The sequence below is a fragment of the Pseudomonas sediminis genome (assembly GCF_002741105.1).
Lineage (GTDB): Bacteria > Pseudomonadota > Gammaproteobacteria > Pseudomonadales > Pseudomonadaceae > Aquipseudomonas > Aquipseudomonas sediminis.
The window spans coordinates 314,544-330,372 of sequence record NZ_NIQU01000005.1; the positions used below are offsets into that span (position 1 = coordinate 314,544).

14 protein-coding genes are annotated in these 15,829 nt (G+C 62.2%); 9 read left to right on the forward strand and 5 right to left on the reverse strand.

Translation table 11 applies throughout. From position 1 onward, the window contains the following. Window positions 1-37: 37 nt before the first annotated feature. Window positions 38-964 carry an alpha/beta fold hydrolase gene (locus CDO35_RS14645; RefSeq protein ID WP_099525432.1) on the reverse strand — a complete coding sequence of 309 codons (927 nt, stop codon included), beginning with the start codon at window positions 962-964 and terminating at the stop codon, window positions 38-40. A gap of 113 nt (window positions 965-1,077) precedes the next feature. Here CDO35_RS14645 and CDO35_RS14650 point away from each other — a divergent pair, with 113 nt between their 5' ends. The 8 genes from CDO35_RS14650 to CDO35_RS14685 all read left to right on the forward strand — a co-directional run bounded on the left by CDO35_RS14650 (window position 1,078) and on the right by CDO35_RS14685 (window position 8,320). Further along, complete coding sequence (locus CDO35_RS14650; protein WP_099525433.1) at window positions 1,078-1,911, forward strand: substrate-binding periplasmic protein; 834 nt, start codon at window positions 1,078-1,080, stop codon at window positions 1,909-1,911. Window positions 1,912-1,920: 9 nt separating this feature from the next. Beyond that, complete coding sequence (locus CDO35_RS14655; protein WP_099525434.1) at window positions 1,921-2,271, forward strand: DUF4398 domain-containing protein; 351 nt, start codon at window positions 1,921-1,923, stop codon at window positions 2,269-2,271. Continuing rightward, window positions 2,271-3,083 (forward strand): OmpA family protein, encoded by an 813-nt coding sequence (locus CDO35_RS14660; RefSeq protein ID WP_099525435.1) that lies wholly within the window; start codon window positions 2,271-2,273, stop codon window positions 3,081-3,083. Before CDO35_RS14655 ends, CDO35_RS14660 begins: the two co-directional genes overlap by 1 nt. A 186-nt stretch (window positions 3,084-3,269) precedes the next feature. After that, a complete protein-coding gene (locus CDO35_RS14665) occupies window positions 3,270-4,715 on the forward strand; it encodes an aminotransferase-like domain-containing protein (RefSeq protein ID WP_013715143.1) in 1,446 nt (481 codons plus the stop codon). An 85-nt stretch (window positions 4,716-4,800) separates the two neighbouring features. Then, complete coding sequence (locus CDO35_RS14670) at window positions 4,801-6,501, forward strand: vWA domain-containing protein (protein ID WP_099525436.1); 1,701 nt, start codon at window positions 4,801-4,803, stop codon at window positions 6,499-6,501. Next, window positions 6,498-7,070, forward strand: coding sequence for an RNA polymerase sigma factor (locus CDO35_RS14675; RefSeq protein ID WP_099525437.1), 573 nt, complete (start codon window positions 6,498-6,500; stop codon window positions 7,068-7,070). Before CDO35_RS14670 ends, CDO35_RS14675 begins: the two co-directional genes overlap by 4 nt. Continuing rightward, window positions 7,067-7,729 (forward strand): hypothetical protein, encoded by a 663-nt coding sequence (locus CDO35_RS14680; protein ID WP_099525438.1) that lies wholly within the window; start codon window positions 7,067-7,069, stop codon window positions 7,727-7,729. The genes CDO35_RS14675 and CDO35_RS14680 overlap by 4 nt, the downstream gene beginning before the upstream one ends. A gap of 93 nt (window positions 7,730-7,822) precedes the next feature. Next, entirely contained in the window at window positions 7,823-8,320 is a 498-nt protein-coding gene (locus tag CDO35_RS14685; RefSeq protein WP_243699090.1) for a hypothetical protein, read from the forward strand. 1 nt (window position 8,321) lies between these two features. On the opposite strand, the gene CDO35_RS14690 is transcribed toward CDO35_RS14685, so the two are convergent. Together CDO35_RS14690 and CDO35_RS14695 are read right to left on the reverse strand one after the other, a co-directional pair. After that, window positions 8,322-10,148: a long-chain-acyl-CoA synthetase gene (locus CDO35_RS14690; protein WP_099525440.1), complete on the reverse strand. Its 1,827-nt coding sequence runs from the start codon at window positions 10,146-10,148 to the stop codon at window positions 8,322-8,324. Window positions 10,149-10,487: 339 nt separating this feature from the next. Further along, window positions 10,488-11,828, reverse strand: coding sequence for an NCS2 family permease (locus tag CDO35_RS14695; protein WP_099525441.1), 1,341 nt, complete (start codon window positions 11,826-11,828; stop codon window positions 10,488-10,490). 593 nt (window positions 11,829-12,421) lie between these two features. On the opposite strand from CDO35_RS14695, the gene CDO35_RS14700 reads away from it, so the two are divergent. Beyond that, complete coding sequence (locus CDO35_RS14700; protein WP_024307768.1) at window positions 12,422-13,189, forward strand: GntR family transcriptional regulator; 768 nt, start codon at window positions 12,422-12,424, stop codon at window positions 13,187-13,189. Between the two features lie 181 nt (window positions 13,190-13,370). Here CDO35_RS14700 and guaD read toward each other — a convergent pair whose 3' ends face one another. Both guaD and xdhC read right to left on the reverse strand, forming a co-directional pair. Further along, window positions 13,371-14,675 carry a guanine deaminase gene (guaD, locus tag CDO35_RS14705; RefSeq protein ID WP_099525442.1) on the reverse strand — a complete coding sequence of 435 codons (1,305 nt, stop codon included), beginning with the start codon at window positions 14,673-14,675 and terminating at the stop codon, window positions 13,371-13,373. Window positions 14,676-14,785: 110 nt separating this feature from the next. Further along, on the reverse strand, window positions 14,786-15,616 hold the full coding sequence (gene xdhC / locus CDO35_RS14710) for a xanthine dehydrogenase accessory protein XdhC (protein WP_099525443.1): 831 nt from the start codon (window positions 15,614-15,616) through the stop codon (window positions 14,786-14,788). Window positions 15,617-15,829: the final 213 nt, after the last annotated feature.

The window sequence follows — 15,829 nt, forward strand, 5'->3', positions numbered from 1 at the left end:
TATTGCCTGCGCGTTGCTCGCGATCAGCGCCTAGCCATCACTTCAGGCCTTCGAGAAAGCCTCGGTAGAGCAGGGCGCTTTCTTCAGGGCGTTCGAGCATGGGTGCGTGACCGACGTTATCCATGATCACCACACTGGGTTTGCTCAGCAGGGGTTGCATGACCTCGATGCTGGAGACATCCAGCACGCGGTCCTGTCTGCCCCAGAGCAGCAGGGTCGGCGCCTGAATCTTGGACAGCTCGGGTGCCAGCGGCACTGGGCGCTCCACGAGTTGCTTGAATACCTGGTCGTAATGCGTGGCCTTGGCCATGGCGCGTTCGCCCAGATAGCGTTTGAGCGATTCCGGCAGGTAGGGCGGTTCGACGAAGACGAAGTGCAGCAGCTTGTCGAAATCCTGCGGCTGTTTGACCACCAGCGGGTTGGGCGAGCCACTGGTCAACAGTTGATACAGTTCGCTTTTGTGTGGGCTGTCGATTCCGGCGTTGGCGAACAGTGCCAGCGAGCGGACGCGTTCCGGGTAGCGCGCGGCGAAGAGGGCGGCAATCTGTCCGCCCATCGAGTTGCCCAGCACGTGCGCCTGTCGGACGCCCAGCTCATCGAGGATATCCGCCAGGCGCTCGGCCTGGGTGCCGACGTCGTAGCTGCCTGGCGGCAGGTCGCTATCGCCGAAGCCGGGCAGGTCCAGTGCGATGACGCGATAGTCCTGAGTCAGGTGGCGGGAAAAACGCAGCCAGTTATCCTTGTCTGCAGCGAACCCGTGGAGCAGTACCAGGGTTTCACCGCTTGCCGGTCCTCCCCGGTAATAATGGATGTTAAGATTGTGGACAGATAGTTGCTCGTGACTGAGCCCGGCGCGGTACTGTTCTATCAGGCGCAGGCTGGCCAGTTGAGTCGCTGGAACGAAATACAGCGTGGCGGCGCTGCCTGATAGCAGAAGCAGCAATACGAACAGCAGTTTTTTCATGGCGTGTCCTTATCGCGAATTATTATGGCGGCGCCATTAAGCTAGCATGAACATCGAGGATGCCGGGGTGCCAAGACCATCCCACCGATCAACGCATAAACCGAGAGTAGCCAATGCCAGAGCGTTGTCTGTTTAAGTCGCTGTTGCTGTGGTGCGCCCTGGCTCTGATGCCAGCCGCTGCTCTGGCTGCCGGTAAGTGCGAGCGCCTGGTGGCGACCGGCAATCCGGAGTATCCCCCTTATCTTTGGCGTGACCCGCAGAATCCGCAGCAACTGATCGGCGCCAATGCCGACCTGCTCAAGCATCTGGCCAAGGAGCTGGGCGTGGTGGTCGACGTGATCTACACCGGGCCTTGGTCGCGCGCGCAGGACGAGGTGCGTACCGGCCGTGTCGACCTGCTGGCTGGGGCGTTTCTGACGCTACCGCGTCTGGAGAACATGGATTACGTGCACCCGGCATTCTTCTTCACGCCGAGTGTGGTCTGGGTGCGCAAGGGCGAGGCCTTTCCCTACGGTAGCTGGATCGACCTGCAAGGGCATACCGGCGACACCCTGGTGGGCAATAGCTTCGGCCAGCAGTTCGACGCCTTCGCCAAGCAGAACCTGAAGCTGGAGGGTGTCTCCAGCCTGACGCAGGCTTTCCAGAAACTGCTGCTAGGCCGCACCGACTACGTGCTCTACGAGCGCTATCCCGGCCTCGCGCTCGCCGAGACGCTGGGTATGGACGATGACCTGGAGGTGCTGGATCCGCCGATTTCCAGCGAAGGCCTCTACCTTACCTTGTCGCACAATTCGGCGTGCAACGAGCCCTGGCTGCGTGGCCAGCTGGCGCGGAAAATGACAGAAATGGTCGCCGCCGGCCTGCCTGAGCAGTTCCTGCAAAGCAATCTTGAGCTTTGGAAGGCGCAGCAGATGCAGCCCGACCCGGTTGGCGACGTCACTCAGTAGGAAAATCTCGTGATCAATCGAACCCTTCCCTTGCTGCTGGCGCTGGGCCTGACGGCCTGTGCGAGCGATCCTGCACCCGTCGAACAACTGCGCCTGACCGAACAGGCGTTGGCGCAGACCAAGTCACTGGGTGTGGTCAGCGAGCAATCGGAGTCGCTGCGCCAGGCTGAGGACAAGTTCGCGCAGGCCCAGACCGCCATGCAGGACGATGAGAACAAGCAGGCGCGCCAGCTCGCCGAACAGGCCGAGCTGGATGCGCGCCTGGCCGAGGCCGAGCACCTCAACGGCAAAGGGCGGGAACAGCTGAATGAACTCAATCAGCGCATCGGCCGTCTGCGTCAGCAACTGGGGGCCATGTGATGAGGGCGTATGGTTATCTGGGCAGCCTGGCGCTGGTCGCTACCTTGCTCGGTGGTTGCGCGACCAACCAGATGGCGAGTGAGCAAGCGCTGGAAGAGGCGCGTCTGAGCTTCCAGGCAGTGAAGGAAGATCCCAGCGTGCTGCGCGCTGCACCCAAGGACGTTATTCGCGCTGGCGAATCGCTGGGCCGTGCCGAGCGCCTGTCCAGCTACTGGGGCAGTGGTGACGATGTGCGTCATTACGCTTACCTCAGCCAGCGCTATGCTGCGATCGCCCGCCAGCACAGCGATATCAGCCTCAACCAGGAACGTGCGGCCAAACTCGAGCTGGAGCGCCAGCGCCTGCAACTGACATTGCGCGAGGCCAAGCTGATGAGCGTGCAGCAGCACAACGGTTGGTTGGAAGAGCAAATGGTCAGCCTCGCCACCAGCGAGACCGAGCGGGGCCTGGTGATGACCCTCGGTGACATGCTGTTCGACGCCGGCCGCGCCGATCTGCAGCCAGCGGCCAACCGCACGGTGCTCAAGCTCGTGCAATTCCTGCAGATCAACCCGCAGCGACGCGTGCGTATCGAGGGCTATACCGATAACACCGGCGACGCGGCTGAAAATCTTGAGCTTTCCCGCGCGCGGGCGCAGGCCGTGGCCGATCTGCTGGTCGACCTGGGCGTGGATTCCAAGCGGATCCAGGTAGCCGGTTACGGGGTCGACTTCCCTGTTGCGGAAAATGCCTCTGCCCGTGGCCGGGCGCAGAATCGGCGAGTGGAGATTGTCTTCTCCGACGAGCGAGGCCAGCTCGGCGCCGAGCGCTGAGGGTCAACAGTCAAGAACCCCGGCATCGTCCGGGGTTTTTTATGCCTTGAATCAGGCTTAGACATGGTGTTTTACGCATACAGATAGTCGGCACAGAGCTGCTTGTGAAAAGTGTTTTCATCTGTGCCGGTACAATTGTGTAGCAATAGGTTACTGTTATGCTCCAGTGATCTGAAGGATATCGCCATGACCAATCTGTTGCTCTACCAACGCATCGCTCAGCAGTTGGCCGAGGATATTCGTCGTGGCGTCTACCAGCCGGGGGAGCGCGTGCCATCGGTACGCAAGATGAGCGCTCAGCTCAATGTCAGCCACGCCACCGTGTTGCAAGCGTACGCCAATCTCGAGGATCAGGGCCTGATCCGAGCGCGGCCGCAGTCGGGCTTCTACGTACATCAGACACCGGCACTGACCGCGCCGACGCCGGATATCGCCAAGGTCGAGCGGCCAGGCCTGGTCACTCGTGCCAGCATCATCAATCAGGTGCTTACCGAGTCGCGTCGCGAGGGCGTATTCCCGCTGGGCGCTGCGGTGCCGCATGTCGACTACCTGCCGGTGCGTGCGCTGCACCAGCAACTGGCGAAGGTCACGCGCTTTCACAGTCCGCGTGCCTTCAGCTACATGTTCAGCCCCGGTTTCGAGCCGTTGCGTCGCCAGGTGGCGATTCGCATGCGCGATGCCGGCGTGGTGGTCGACCCGTCCGAGGTGGTGATCACCCATGGCTGCGTCGATGCGCTGCAGATGAGCCTGCGCGTGCTGACCAAGCCAGGTGACCTGATCGCGGTGGAGTCGCCGACCTACTACGGCCTGCTGCAACTGGCCGATCTGCTTGGGCTCAAGGTCATCGAGATCCCGTGCGACCCCACCACCGGCATCAGCCTCGAAGCGCTGCAACTGGCGGCCAACCAGTGGCCGATCAAGGCACTGGTGCTGACGGCGCGGCTGTCCAATCCGCTCGGTGGCACTATCCCCGAGGAGCGCCAGCGTCAGTTGTTGCGCCTGGCTGGTGATTACGATTTCCAGATCGTCGAGGACGATATTTACGGCGAGCTGATGTTCGAACAGGGCCCGACCAAGGCGCTCAAGTCCCATGATCGCGACAGCCGGGTGATTTATTGCTCGAGCTTCTCCAAGACGCTGTCGCCCGGTGTGCGTATCGGCTGGATCGTCGCCGGCAAGTATCAGGACGAGATCCAGCGGCTGCAGACCTTCTCCACCCATTCGGCGTGCAGCGTCACCCAGATGGCCGTAGCGGCCTACCTGGAGAATGGCGGGTACGACCGTCACCTGCGGCATATCCGTCAGGAGTACCGCAAGAACCTCAGCGCCTTCCAACTTGCGGTGCAGCAGTATTTCCCGGTCGGTACGCAGATGACCCGGCCCAAGGGCGGCTTCATTCTCTGGGTCAGCCTGCCGGCGCGGGTCAACACCAAGGATCTGCACGTGCGCGCGCTGCAGCAGGGCATTTCCATCGCACCGGGACTGATCTTCAGCAACACCGAGCAGTTCAACCATTGCGTACGCCTTAACTGCGGCATCCCGTGGAATCGCGAGGCGGAGAGGGCGTTGATGACCCTGGGCATGCTGGCCACGCAGCTGTGCCAGGAAGCGGGCGGTTCCTGGGAGGATTAAAAAGTCCGTCTCGTTTTAACCCGATTCATCGAAAGGCTGCGTCTACCTGAGCGAAGGTCTCGTGCCATTGCTCAGGAGGTGCACCATGTCCGTTTATTCCTCGTTGCTCGTTCGCCCATTCGCCGTCGGTTTTTCCGCGGGAACCTTGCTGCTGCTTGCCGCCTGCAGCGCCTCTGGCCCGGAGCCGGAAGCCCAGACCAACTCGGAGCCGGCGGCGACACTCGTTCGTGAACGTCTGGCTGCGCCTGTAGCAGCCGAGATGCCTGCCGCCGCCAGCCAGAAACGCTTGTCGACCCTGGCTTACGCGCCGTCGCCCATCGCCGATGTCGTGCCACCGGGCTACCGCGATGAGTCACGCGAGCAATACCAGGCCTATGCCGATAATCCGGTGTTCGCGGTTGCCGAGACCCCGGTGTCCACCTTCAGCATCGACGTCGATACCGGTAGCTACGCCAACGTGCGGCGCTTCCTCAACGGCGGGCAACTGCCGCCGAAGGACGCTGTGCGCCTGGAGGAGCTAGTCAACTACTTCCCCTATGCCTATCCGTTGCCGCAGGGTGACGTACCTTTCGGCGTTAGCACCGAGCTGGCGGTGACACCGTGGAACCCGCAGACGCGCCTGCTGCGCATCGCCATCAAGGCATCAGACCGCAGCGTGGACGAGCTGCCGCCGGCCAATCTGGTGTTCCTGGTCGACGTGTCCGGCTCGATGCATCGCCGCGAAGGGCTGCCGATGGTGCAGGGCACGCTGAAATTGCTGGTCGATCAGTTGCGCCCGCAGGATCGTGTCTCGCTGGTCACCTATGCCGGTGACAGCAAGGTGGTGCTGGACTCCGTGCCCGGCAGCGACAAGGCGAAGATTCGAGCGGCGATCGATCAACTCAGTGCTGGCGGTTCGACGGCGGGGGAGTCGGGCATTCAGTTGGCTTACCAACAGGCGAGCAAGCATATGATCGACGGCGGCATCAATCGCATCCTGCTGGCAACCGATGGTGACTTCAACGTCGGTATCAGCGATTTCGACAGCCTCAAGCGACTGGCCGCCGACAAGCGCAAGAGCGGCGTCTCGCTGACCACCCTGGGTTTTGGCGTGGACAACTACAACGAGCGTCTGATGGAGCAACTGGCCGATGCTGGCAACGGTAATTACGCCTACATCGATAATTTGCGCGAGGCGCGCAAGGTGCTGGTGGATCAGCTCGCGTCGACCCTCACCACCGTGGCCAGTGACGTGAAGCTGCAACTTGAGTTCAACCCGAGCGAAGTCAGCGAGTATCGCTTGCTGGGTTACGAGAACCGGGCGCTCAAGCGCGAGGATTTCAGCAACGACAAGGTCGATGCTGGTGATATCGGCGCTGGGCATACCGTCACCGCGCTGTACGAGATCGTCCCGGCGGGCAGCAAAGGCTGGCTGGAGCCGCTGCGTTATCAGGCTAGTGCCCAGCCCGCGAGCAAGAGCGGCGAACTGGCCTGGTTGCGAATTCGCTACAAGGCGCCGGGGGAAGCATCCAGCCGGCTGCTGGAGCGGCCTATCGCACGCGGTGAGGCCAAGCCGGTTGCGGCAGCCAGCGAGGATCTGCGCTTCGCCGCTGCGGTTGCGGCCTTCGCCCAGCAGCTCAAGGATGGCCGCTACACGGGCGACTTCGGTCTGGCGCAGAGCATCGAGTTGGCGCGCTCGGCGAAAGGTGAGGACCGCTTCGGTCTACGTGGCGAGTTCATCCAACTGGCCGAAATCGCCCAGAGCCTGCACACTTCCGGTTCCACCCCTGCACGAGTTCAGCAGTGAACGCACCCCTCATGGATGACGACGCCGTCTTGCTGCGGCGTTATCGCCGCGGCGATGCCGCGGCCTTCAACGTGCTGTACCAGCGCCATCGGCTGGGCCTGTTCCGCTTTCTGCTCGGCCTGTGTGGCGACCATGCCCTGGCCGAGGAAGTGTTCCAGGAAACCTGGATGAGCCTGATCCGCAGCCAGAGCGAGCAGCGCGAGGCGGTACTGTTCAAGACCTGGCTGTACCAGATCGCCCGCAACCGCCTGATCGACCACTGGCGCAAGACGGGCCGTCATCAGGCCGGACATGACCAATACGACGAAGGCCAGCACGCCCAGGCCGACCCGCAACCGGGCCCCGAGCAACAGTGGGGGCTGAGCCGCGATAGCGAGCGGCTGCAGGCGGCACTGGCCGACCTGCCGGAAGATCAGCGCGAGGTGTTCCTGTTGCGCGCCCATGGCGACCTGGAATTGAACGAGATTGCCGAGTTGACCGGCACGCCGGCCGAGACGGTCAAGAGCCGTCTGCGCTATGCCCTGCAGAAACTGCGCCGGCTGCTGGCCACCGAGGAGTTGTCCGTATGAACCATGAACGAGAACCTCTGGACCACGAGCAGGCGTTGCTGGCGCATTTTCGTGCCCATGGCAGCGGCGAACCTTCGGCCGAGCTGGATGCGCGCATTCTGGCGGCGGCCAGTGCGGCTGCCCGTGAAGCGCGTCAGGCCGACAAGCCTGAATCTGGCTGGGCGCAGCGCCTGCATCAATGGTTGTTTGGCAGTGGCCGCCAGCGCTGGTCGGTGGCCGTGGCCGGGTTGGCCTGTGTCGGGATTGGCGTCAGCCTGACTTGGCGGACCCTGGAGCAGACGCCAGATGTCTTCGATGCCGTGCCGCCCAGCGTGGCCATGAGCCCCGCTGCACCAGCCCCGGCACCGATGGCGGCCAAACGTGCTGCCGAGAACGAGTCGGTGGCGCGTATGGCTGTCCCTCAGGAGCGCATGAGGAGCCAGGCCCCTTCTGCCGATAGAGCGGAGGCACCGATGGCCAGCGCTGCGGCAATTGCTCCGATGGCAGAACTGGTGATCCAGAGCGAACCACGCAAGGCGTTGCTGCGTCTGCTGGAGCTGCGCAAGACCAATCAGCAGGAGGAGGCGCAGCGGTTGCTGGAGCAGCTCAAGGCCGATTATCCGCAACTGGATATCGAGGCCGAGCTCGAGCATCTGGCTAAGGAGCCGTCAGCCGAATGAGCTTCCGGGTAAAAGTCGTGTAAGTCGACTTGTCAGGCGCGCCCAGGCGGAGGAGCATGGGCGCGTTACTGATCGAGTTACCTTTGTCCCATGATGCGTAAGTCCATTTTACTGTTGCTGTGCTTGGGTTGGCTGAGCGCCTGTGAGCGTGCGCCTGAGCCTGTTGCGCAGCAGCCTGCACCTGAGCCCGCAGTGGTCACCGCGCCTGAGCCAGCGCCCGTTGCCGAGGTTGCCAAGCCCAAACCGGTCGAACCTGCACCGCCTGCCAAAGTGGTCGAAAACAAACCCCTGCCTCCCGCCAAACCGCCCGTCGCCGCTAAGCCCAAGCCTGCTGCGGCACCACAGCCCAAGCCAGCCGAGCCCGAATCGAAGCTGGCGCTGGATCTCAGCGTGCCGCAGGAGCTGTTCGAGCAAGCACTGGAAAGCGAAACCCGCGAGGATCTCGCGCCGGTGCTGCCACCGCTGTTTGGCGAGAAACCCGAAGTCCAGAGCCCGTTCCAGATCAGCGGTCGGCTGATCAGCAACGAGCGAGTGGACGACTACTGGGATTCCATCGAAGGCGCCGAGGTGCAGTTCGAGTTCAAGCAGTAGCTCAAAAGCGATAACGCTGCTGATCGATGGCCGCATGGGTTTCACGACTCAGCGGCTGGTAGCTGTCTGCGCCGGGCAGGCGTACGTAGATCGAATCATCTACCTGGTTGGGATCATAGCCGGCCTGTTTCAGGTCGATCTTCTTGTACTTGAAGGTGCCGGTGGTCTCGATTTCGCCGAGTAGGCGCACGAACAGCGGCGCGGCGCAGGCCGGCAGCTCCGCATCCAGGTGAGCGGCCAGCGCCACGCCATCCAGCACGCAACCTGACGCCAGGCGCAGCGCGGCCATGCCGCAACGGCCATTGGTGCCGGGAATCTCCACGCCGTAGACAACCGCATCTTCCACGCTGGGGAAGGCGCCCAGCACATTTTCCACCTCAGTGGTGGAAACGTTCTCGCCTTTCCAGCGGAAGGTGTCGCCGAGACGGTCGACGAACTGCGCATGCTTGCAGCCGATGTCGCGCATCAGGTCGCCGGTGTTGAACCAGGCGTCGCCCTTCTTGAACACGTCGCGCAGGATTGCCGCCTCGCTCTTGGCGGGGTCGGTGTAGCCATCGAACGGCCATTTGGCGCTGATCTCGCTGATCAGCAGGCCGGCTTCGCCCTTGTCGGCCTTCTGCAGGAAGCCATTGTTGCCGCGCACGGGGCAGTCGTTCTCCAGGTCGTAGCGGACAATGGCGTAGGTGGCCGGGGTGTAGCCGACGGTATTGTCGAAGTTGAAGACGTTGGTGAAGCCGATGTTGCCTTCGCTGGAGGCATAGAACTCGGTGATCTGCTCGACGCCGAAACGCTGCTTGAACTCGGCCCAGATCGAGGGGCGTAGGCCATTGCCGATCATACAGCGCAGGCTGTTGCCTCGTTCTGCCGGATGCTCGGGCTGGTTGAGCAGATAGCGGCACAGTTCGCCGATGTAGCCGAAGCAGGTGGCCTGGTAGCGCGCCACGTCGCTCCAGAAGGCGCTGGCGGAGAACCTGCGGCGCAGGGCGATGGCCGCGCCGCCGGCCAGGGCTGCGCTCCAGCATACGGTGACGGCGTTGTTGTGGTAGCAGGGCAGGGTGAGGTAGAGCACGTCGCGTTCGTTCAGGGTCAGGCCGGAATGGCCGAAGCCGCCGTAGGCCTTGATCCACTTGCCATGGCTCATGATCGAGGCCTTGGGCAGGCCGGTGGTGCCGGAGGTGTAGATCAAAAAGCAGGCGTCCTTCATGCGCACATGCTGGCTATCGGGCGGATTGTCCTCGGCCTGGCCGCTGGCGATCTGCATGAGGTTGAGCCAGCCGTCCGGCGCCTGGCCGGGATCACGCAGGCAATCCTGGTCGGCGATCCAGTAGCGGCGCGCCTGCTGGTTGTGCAGTTGCGCGGCGATTTCGTCAAAGGCGCCGCGCAGTTCGTCACCGATGACCAGGTAGCCGGGCTTTACTAGGTTGAAGCTATGCGCCAGCACCTTGCCGCGCTGGTTGGTGTTGATCAGCGCGCCGACTGCACCGAGCTTGCTCAACGCGGCGAGGATCGTCAGCAGTTCCAGGCGGTTCTCCAGCATCACAGCGACCACGTCGCCATGGCCGACACCTTCGTCCTTGAACGTCCATGCCAGTCGGTTGGCCCAGGCATTGAACGTGCGATAACTGAGCTGGCGGTTTTCATCCATCAGCGCCGGGCGCTCGGGGTGGCGCTCGGCGGCGCGCTGCAGCGCCCAGGCCAGTGACAGATTCTTCTCCCGGTTGCGGATGCCGGCGTAGTAAAGGCCACGCAGCATGCGCGGCACACGCGGCAGGTGTTGCGGCAGGTGGGCCAGGAAGCGGAAGGGCGAAATCAGATCGGCTTGGCTCATGGGGCTCGCACTTGGCTGTTATGAATTGAAGGCGAGTACTGACTCTAGTCAGCCAGGCGCGCAGCAGCCATGGCTCTGGTGCGCTGAGCGGCGGGCAGATCGGCAAATAGCCTTGCCATTCGTAGGGTGCGCCTTGCGCACCGAATTCGAGATGTTTCAGCAGGGCGAGTGCAGGCGGTGCGCACGGCGCACTCTGCCGGGCGATCTTGCTTGCGTAGCCCGGATCAAGTCCGGGTATGGGCTGACGCTGTGCTTATGGCTCGCGTGCCTGCCGTTACCGAGACAAACGAAAACCCCGGCACCAAGGCCGGGGTTTGGTTCAACACCTGGTGTTGGCCGTCAGAGGAAGGCGAACTTGGCGATGAAGATGATGCACAGGGCGTACAGGCTCAGCGATACCTTGTCGCTCTGACCGGTCAGCAGCTTCAGCGTGGCATAGGTCAGAAAGCCCAGGGCGATGCCGTTGGCGATGGAGAAGGTCAACGGCATCATCACCACGGTGACGATGGCCGGGATGGTGTCGGTATGGTCCTTCCAGTCGATGTGCGCCATGCCGCTCATCATCAGCATCGCCACGTAGATCAGTGCGCCGGCGGTGGCGTAGGCGGGGATCATGCCGGCCAGTGGGGCGAAGAACATCGCGGCGAGGAACAGGAAGCCGACGGTGATGGCGGTCAGGCCGGTGCGCCCACCTGCGGCAACGCCTGCAGCGCTTTCCACATAGCTGGTGACCGGCGGGCAACCAACCACGGCACCGACGACGCTGGAAGTGGAGTCGGCTTTCAGCGCCTTGGACAGGTTCTGGATTTTGCCGTCTTCATCCACCAGGTTAGCGCGGTGTGCCACACCCATCAGGGTGCCGGCGGTGTCGAACATGTTCACGAAGAGGAAGGCCAGGATCACACTGATCATCGCCACGTTGAACGCGCCGGCAATGTCCATGGCCAGGAAGGTCGGCGCTAGGCTCGGCGGCATCGACACCAGGCCGCCGTACTCCACCAGGCCCATGGCCCAGCCGATGGCGGTGACGCCGAGCATGCTGAAGAGAATGGCGCCGAACACATTGCGGTGGCTGAGCACGGCGATCAGCAGGAAGCACACGGCGGCGAGCAGCGCCGACGGGTTGCCGAACGAGCCCATGGTCAGCAGGGTGGCTGGGCTGTCGACGACGATGCCGGCAGTCTTGAGGCCGATCAGGCCGAGGAACAGGCCGACCCCGGCACCCATGGCGAAGCGCAGACTCATCGGAATGCTGTTGAGCAGCCATTCGCGGATCTTCGACAGGCTCATGATCATGAACAGCACGCCGGAGATGAACACGGCGCCCAGTGCGATCTCCCAGCTGTAACCCATCTCGCCGACGACGGTGTAGGTGAAGAAGGCATTCAGGCCCATACCCGGCGCCAGGCCGACCGGCCAGTTGGCGTACAGGCCCATGAGGAAGCAGCCCAGCGCCGCACCGATGCAGGTGGCGACGAAGGCCGCGCCATGATCGATGCCCGCGGTAGCCATGATGTTGGGGTTGACGAAGATGATGTAGGCCATGGTGACGAAAGTCGTCAGGCCGGCCAGCAGCTCGGTCTTGATGGTGGTGCGGTGCTCGGTCAGTTTGAAGAAGCGGTCGAGCAGACCACCGCTTGCCAGTTGATTCGCGTGTTGTTCTTGTTTGACGCTTTCCACAGCGGGTACTCCTCATCTCTCTTGTTGTGTACCGCCCAGAGCGTTGCGCAAGAACAATGCTCTCTGAGGCCGGCGGTGTTTTCGACGGTGCTTCCTGGCTAAGTTGTTGACCGAGCGGTCAAGAAGTCACTCAGGCGCGATTATGCTGTTGTATACAAAAAATGCAATTAATGTTTTTAGTGTTGCATGAATCGCACTAGTCGAGCGCGCGGATTGAGAAACGAGCGGATTTGGCGACAATCCTTTCGGGTATTTAAATAAAATTCATATAAAACAATAAGATATGATTATTGCGTGATCGGTAGCTGTAACCGATCAAGCGTCGGTGCGGCGACCTGAACGGGTCCTTAGCCACTAATGAGCTGAGAGGGCAGCTGTATATAAGGAAAGAATTTGTTGTTCTGCGTGGAGCCATAGCTGAGGTTCGGGCGATGCTCAGCTACGACATCGTACAACGACTGGTGTGATGGCTGATTGATTTGTGTACAATTGCCCCAATTTTTTTCTGATGTTTTTTCGCTCGGAGCTTGTCAGCTACCGGGTAGAACACAGTAGAGTCGCAGTGTCGCCGACTCTCATTGACGCGAGCCAGAATGAACGATCAATTGCAGCCTCTCAAGAAGCAGCCGCGCGTGGGCAAAAGCAGCCGCAGCGGGACTCAGGACGATGTCGTATATGCCCACATCTTCGATGCCATTCTCGAACAGCGTCTGGCGCCTGGCACCAAGCTGAGCGAAGAGGCGTTGGGTGAGATCTTCGGCGTCAGTCGCACCATCATTCGTCGCGCCCTGTCACGTCTGGCCCACGAGGGTGTGGTACTGCTGCGCCCGAACCGCGGTGCGGTAGTGGCCAGCCCGAGCGTCGAAGAGGCGCGGCAGATATTCTATGCGCGCCGTCTGGTCGAGCGTGCCATTACCGAGCTGGCCGTCGAGCACGCCACCGCTGAGCAACTGGCCGAGCTACGGCAGATGGTCAAGGACGAGCAGGACAGCTTCTCTCGCGGTGACCGGGGCGCCGGTATTCGTCTGTCCGGCGAGTTCCACCTGAAGCTGGCCGAGGCCGCGCGTAACGCGCCGCTGGTAAGCTTCCAGCGCAGCCTGGTGTCGCAGACCTCGCTGATCATCGCCCAGTACGAAAGCGGCAGCCGCTCGCATTGCTCCTACGACGAACACAATCAACTGATCGACGCTATTGAAGCGCGCGATGCCGAGCGTGCGGTGCATCTGATGATGCATCACATGGATCACATCGACAGCAAGCTCAACCTGGACGAGGAAAGTGCCTCGGACGACCTGCACGCGGTGTTCTCGCACCTGCTGCAGACCAAGAAGAAACCCGGCCGCAGCGCTGCCAATCGCTGACCGACTGCATGTAACAAGAAAGCCCCGATGCTCGCGCATCGGGGCTTTTTCGTTGTGGAGATGATGTGGCTGAGGTGAAGCGCATTTGTGTAGGAGCGAATTCATTCGCGATGCTGTAGGGCATTGCCTACAGCCTGGTCGCGGATAAATCCGCTCCTGCGAGGTGCGTAGATCGTCGTCTTCAATCGCGCTGGTGCACCGATACACCGGCGGCGAAGGTCTCTTTCACGGTGCGGTCATCGCCAAGCATGGTCAGGGCGAACAGGCGTTCTTCCAGGCTCTTGGCCTGCTGCATGCGGTAGCTGATCAGTGGCGTGGCGTTGTAGTCCAGCACCAGGAAGTCGGCGTCCTTGCCTGGCATGAAGTTGCCCAGCTTGTCGTCCAGATACAGTGCGTTGGCGCCGCCCAAGGTGGCCAGGTACAGCGACTTGAACGGATCGAGCTTCTTGCCCTGCAACTGCATGATCTTGTACGCCTCGTTCAGTGATTGCAGCTGGCTGAAGCTGGTGCCGGCACCGACGTCGGTGCCGAGACCGACGCGCACGCCATGTTCTTCCAGCTTGTTCAGGTCGAACAGGCCGCTGCCCAGGAACAGGTTGGAGGTCGGGCAGAAGGCGACAGCCGAGCCGGTCTCGGCCAGGCGCTTGCACTCGTCGTCGCACAGGTGCACGCCATGGGCGAACACTGCGCGCGGGCCGATCAGTTTGTGGTGGTCGTAGACGTCCAGGTAGCCCTTGCGCGCAGGGAACAGCTCCTTGACCCAGGCCACCTCAGCCTTGTTTTCGGAAATATGGGTGTGCATGTACAGGTCCGGGTATTCGCCGAACAGCTTACCGGCCAGATCCAACTGCTCCGGTGTACTGGTGGGGGCGAAGCGCGGAGTGACGGCGTAGTGCAGGCGGCCCTTGCCGTGCCAGCGCTCGATCAGTGCCTTGCTCTCGGCATAGCCGCTTTCGGCGGTGTCGGTCAGGTAGTCCGGGGCGTTGCGGTCCATCAGCACTTTGCCGGCGATCATGCGCAGGTTGAGCTTGTCGGCCTGCTCGAAGAAGGCATCCACCGACTGCGGGTGCACGCTGCCGAATACCAGGGCGGTGGTGGTGCCGTTGCGCAACAGTTCCTTGAGGAAGATCGCCGCCACGTCGCTGGCATGCGCCTTGTCTTCGAACTGTTTCTCGGTGGGGAAGGTGTAGGTGTTGAGCCAGTCCAGCAACTGCTCGCCGTAGGAGGCGATCATGCCGGTCTGCGGGTAGTGGATATGGGTGTCGATGAAGCCGGGGGTGATCAGTGCATCGCGGTATTCCTGCACCTTGACGCCGGCCAGTTTCGGCAGCAGTTCTGCAGCCGCGCCAACCTGGGCGACCTTGCCGTTTTCGATCAGCAGGATGCCGTCCTCGAAATATTCATAGGACTGCTCGAAACCGACCACGGCGGGGTCGGCGAGGCTGTGCAGGATGGCGGCGCGGTAGGCTTTGCGGGTGTTACTCATTGTGTGAATCTCATCAGTGGGGTGCGCCGTGCGCACCATTGAAGGGGAGCTGGTGCGCACGGCACACCCTACGACTTGCTCTGCTTAGGGTGAGCTGTGCGCACCGAGAGTCAGGACCGGCGTGAGGCCGGAAGCAGCTTGGCGACGCTGGATTCGCCTTTCTTCACGTCCTGGCCGAAGCTTGCGTTGTAGGTGGCGATCACCTCGCCGGCGATGGATACAGCGATTTCCACCGGCAGTTTGCCTTTCACTTCGGCCAGGCCCATGGGACAGCGCATGCGTGCCATCAACGTTTCCTCGAAGCCGCGTTCGCGCAGGCGATGTTCGAACTTGAGGCGCTTGGTTTTCGAGCCGATCAGGCCGTAGTAGGCGAAGTCGCCGCGTTTGAGGATCGCCGCGGTCAGCTCCAGATCGAGCTGGTGATTGTGGGTCATGACGATGTAGTAACTACCAGGCGGCATGTTCTCCACCTCGTCGACCACTTCGTCGTTGACGATCTTTTGCGCACCAGCGGGGATGTGTTCGGGGAATTCGTTCTCCCGTGAGTCGATCCAGCGCACCTTGCACGGCAGGCTGGCCAGCAGCGGTACCAGCGCGCGGCCGACGTGACCGGCGCCGAACACGGCGATCTGCGCCTGTGGCTGGCCCATGGGCTCGAACAGCAGCACGGTGGCGCCGCCGCAGCATTGGCCAAGGCTGGCGCCAAGAGAGAAGCGCTCCAGGCGGGTGTCCTGGCTGCGGCTGGCGAGCATCTCGCGCGCCATCTCCATGGCTTTGTATTCCAGATGACCGCCGCCGATGGTCTCGAAGATGCGTTCGGCGGTGACCACCATCTTCGAGCCGGCATTACGTGGCGTCGAGCCACGTTCCTCGATGATGGTCACCAGCACGCAGGCTTCACCTTGTTGTTGCAGGTCGGCGAGGGCGCTGATCCAGCTCATTTGCTCAGCCTCCAGGAAGGCGTGGTTTGTCCCGGGCGCGGCAGGCGCCAGTTGCTCGGCGAAGGGTCGAGAATTGGGACCGGTACCGGGCGAGCGGGTGGATTATTCGGTTCGGTGTGTTTTGTCATTGTTGTACACCCATTCATCATTTGTTCGCAGTCGCAGGTCTGTGGGAGGCGCTTTCGGCTCGGGCATCCTGCATCCCTGCAGTCG

What these genes read in the sequence shown, in the direction of transcription:
- CDO35_RS14645 (WP_099525432.1), bottom strand. Translation starts at nt 964, where the DNA reads ATGAAAAAACTGCTGTTCGTATTGCTGCTTCTGCTATCAGGCAGCGCC.
- CDO35_RS14650 (WP_099525433.1), top strand. Translation starts at nt 1,078, where the DNA reads ATGCCAGAGCGTTGTCTGTTTAAGTCGCTGTTGCTGTGGTGCGCCCTG.
- CDO35_RS14660 (WP_099525435.1), top strand. Translation starts at nt 2,271, where the DNA reads ATGAGGGCGTATGGTTATCTGGGCAGCCTGGCGCTGGTCGCTACCTTG.
- CDO35_RS14665 (WP_013715143.1), top strand. Translation starts at nt 3,270, where the DNA reads ATGACCAATCTGTTGCTCTACCAACGCATCGCTCAGCAGTTGGCCGAG.
- CDO35_RS14670 (WP_099525436.1), top strand. Translation starts at nt 4,801, where the DNA reads ATGTCCGTTTATTCCTCGTTGCTCGTTCGCCCATTCGCCGTCGGTTTT.
- CDO35_RS14680 (WP_099525438.1), top strand. Translation starts at nt 7,067, where the DNA reads ATGAACCATGAACGAGAACCTCTGGACCACGAGCAGGCGTTGCTGGCG.
- CDO35_RS14685 (WP_243699090.1), top strand. Translation starts at nt 7,823, where the DNA reads ATGCGTAAGTCCATTTTACTGTTGCTGTGCTTGGGTTGGCTGAGCGCC.
- CDO35_RS14690 (WP_099525440.1), bottom strand. Translation starts at nt 10,148, where the DNA reads ATGAGCCAAGCCGATCTGATTTCGCCCTTCCGCTTCCTGGCCCACCTG.
- CDO35_RS14700 (WP_024307768.1), top strand. Translation starts at nt 12,422, where the DNA reads ATGAACGATCAATTGCAGCCTCTCAAGAAGCAGCCGCGCGTGGGCAAA.
- guaD (WP_099525442.1), bottom strand. Translation starts at nt 14,675, where the DNA reads ATGAGTAACACCCGCAAAGCCTACCGCGCCGCCATCCTGCACAGCCTC.
- xdhC (WP_099525443.1), bottom strand. Translation starts at nt 15,616, where the DNA reads ATGAGCTGGATCAGCGCCCTCGCCGACCTGCAACAACAAGGTGAAGCC.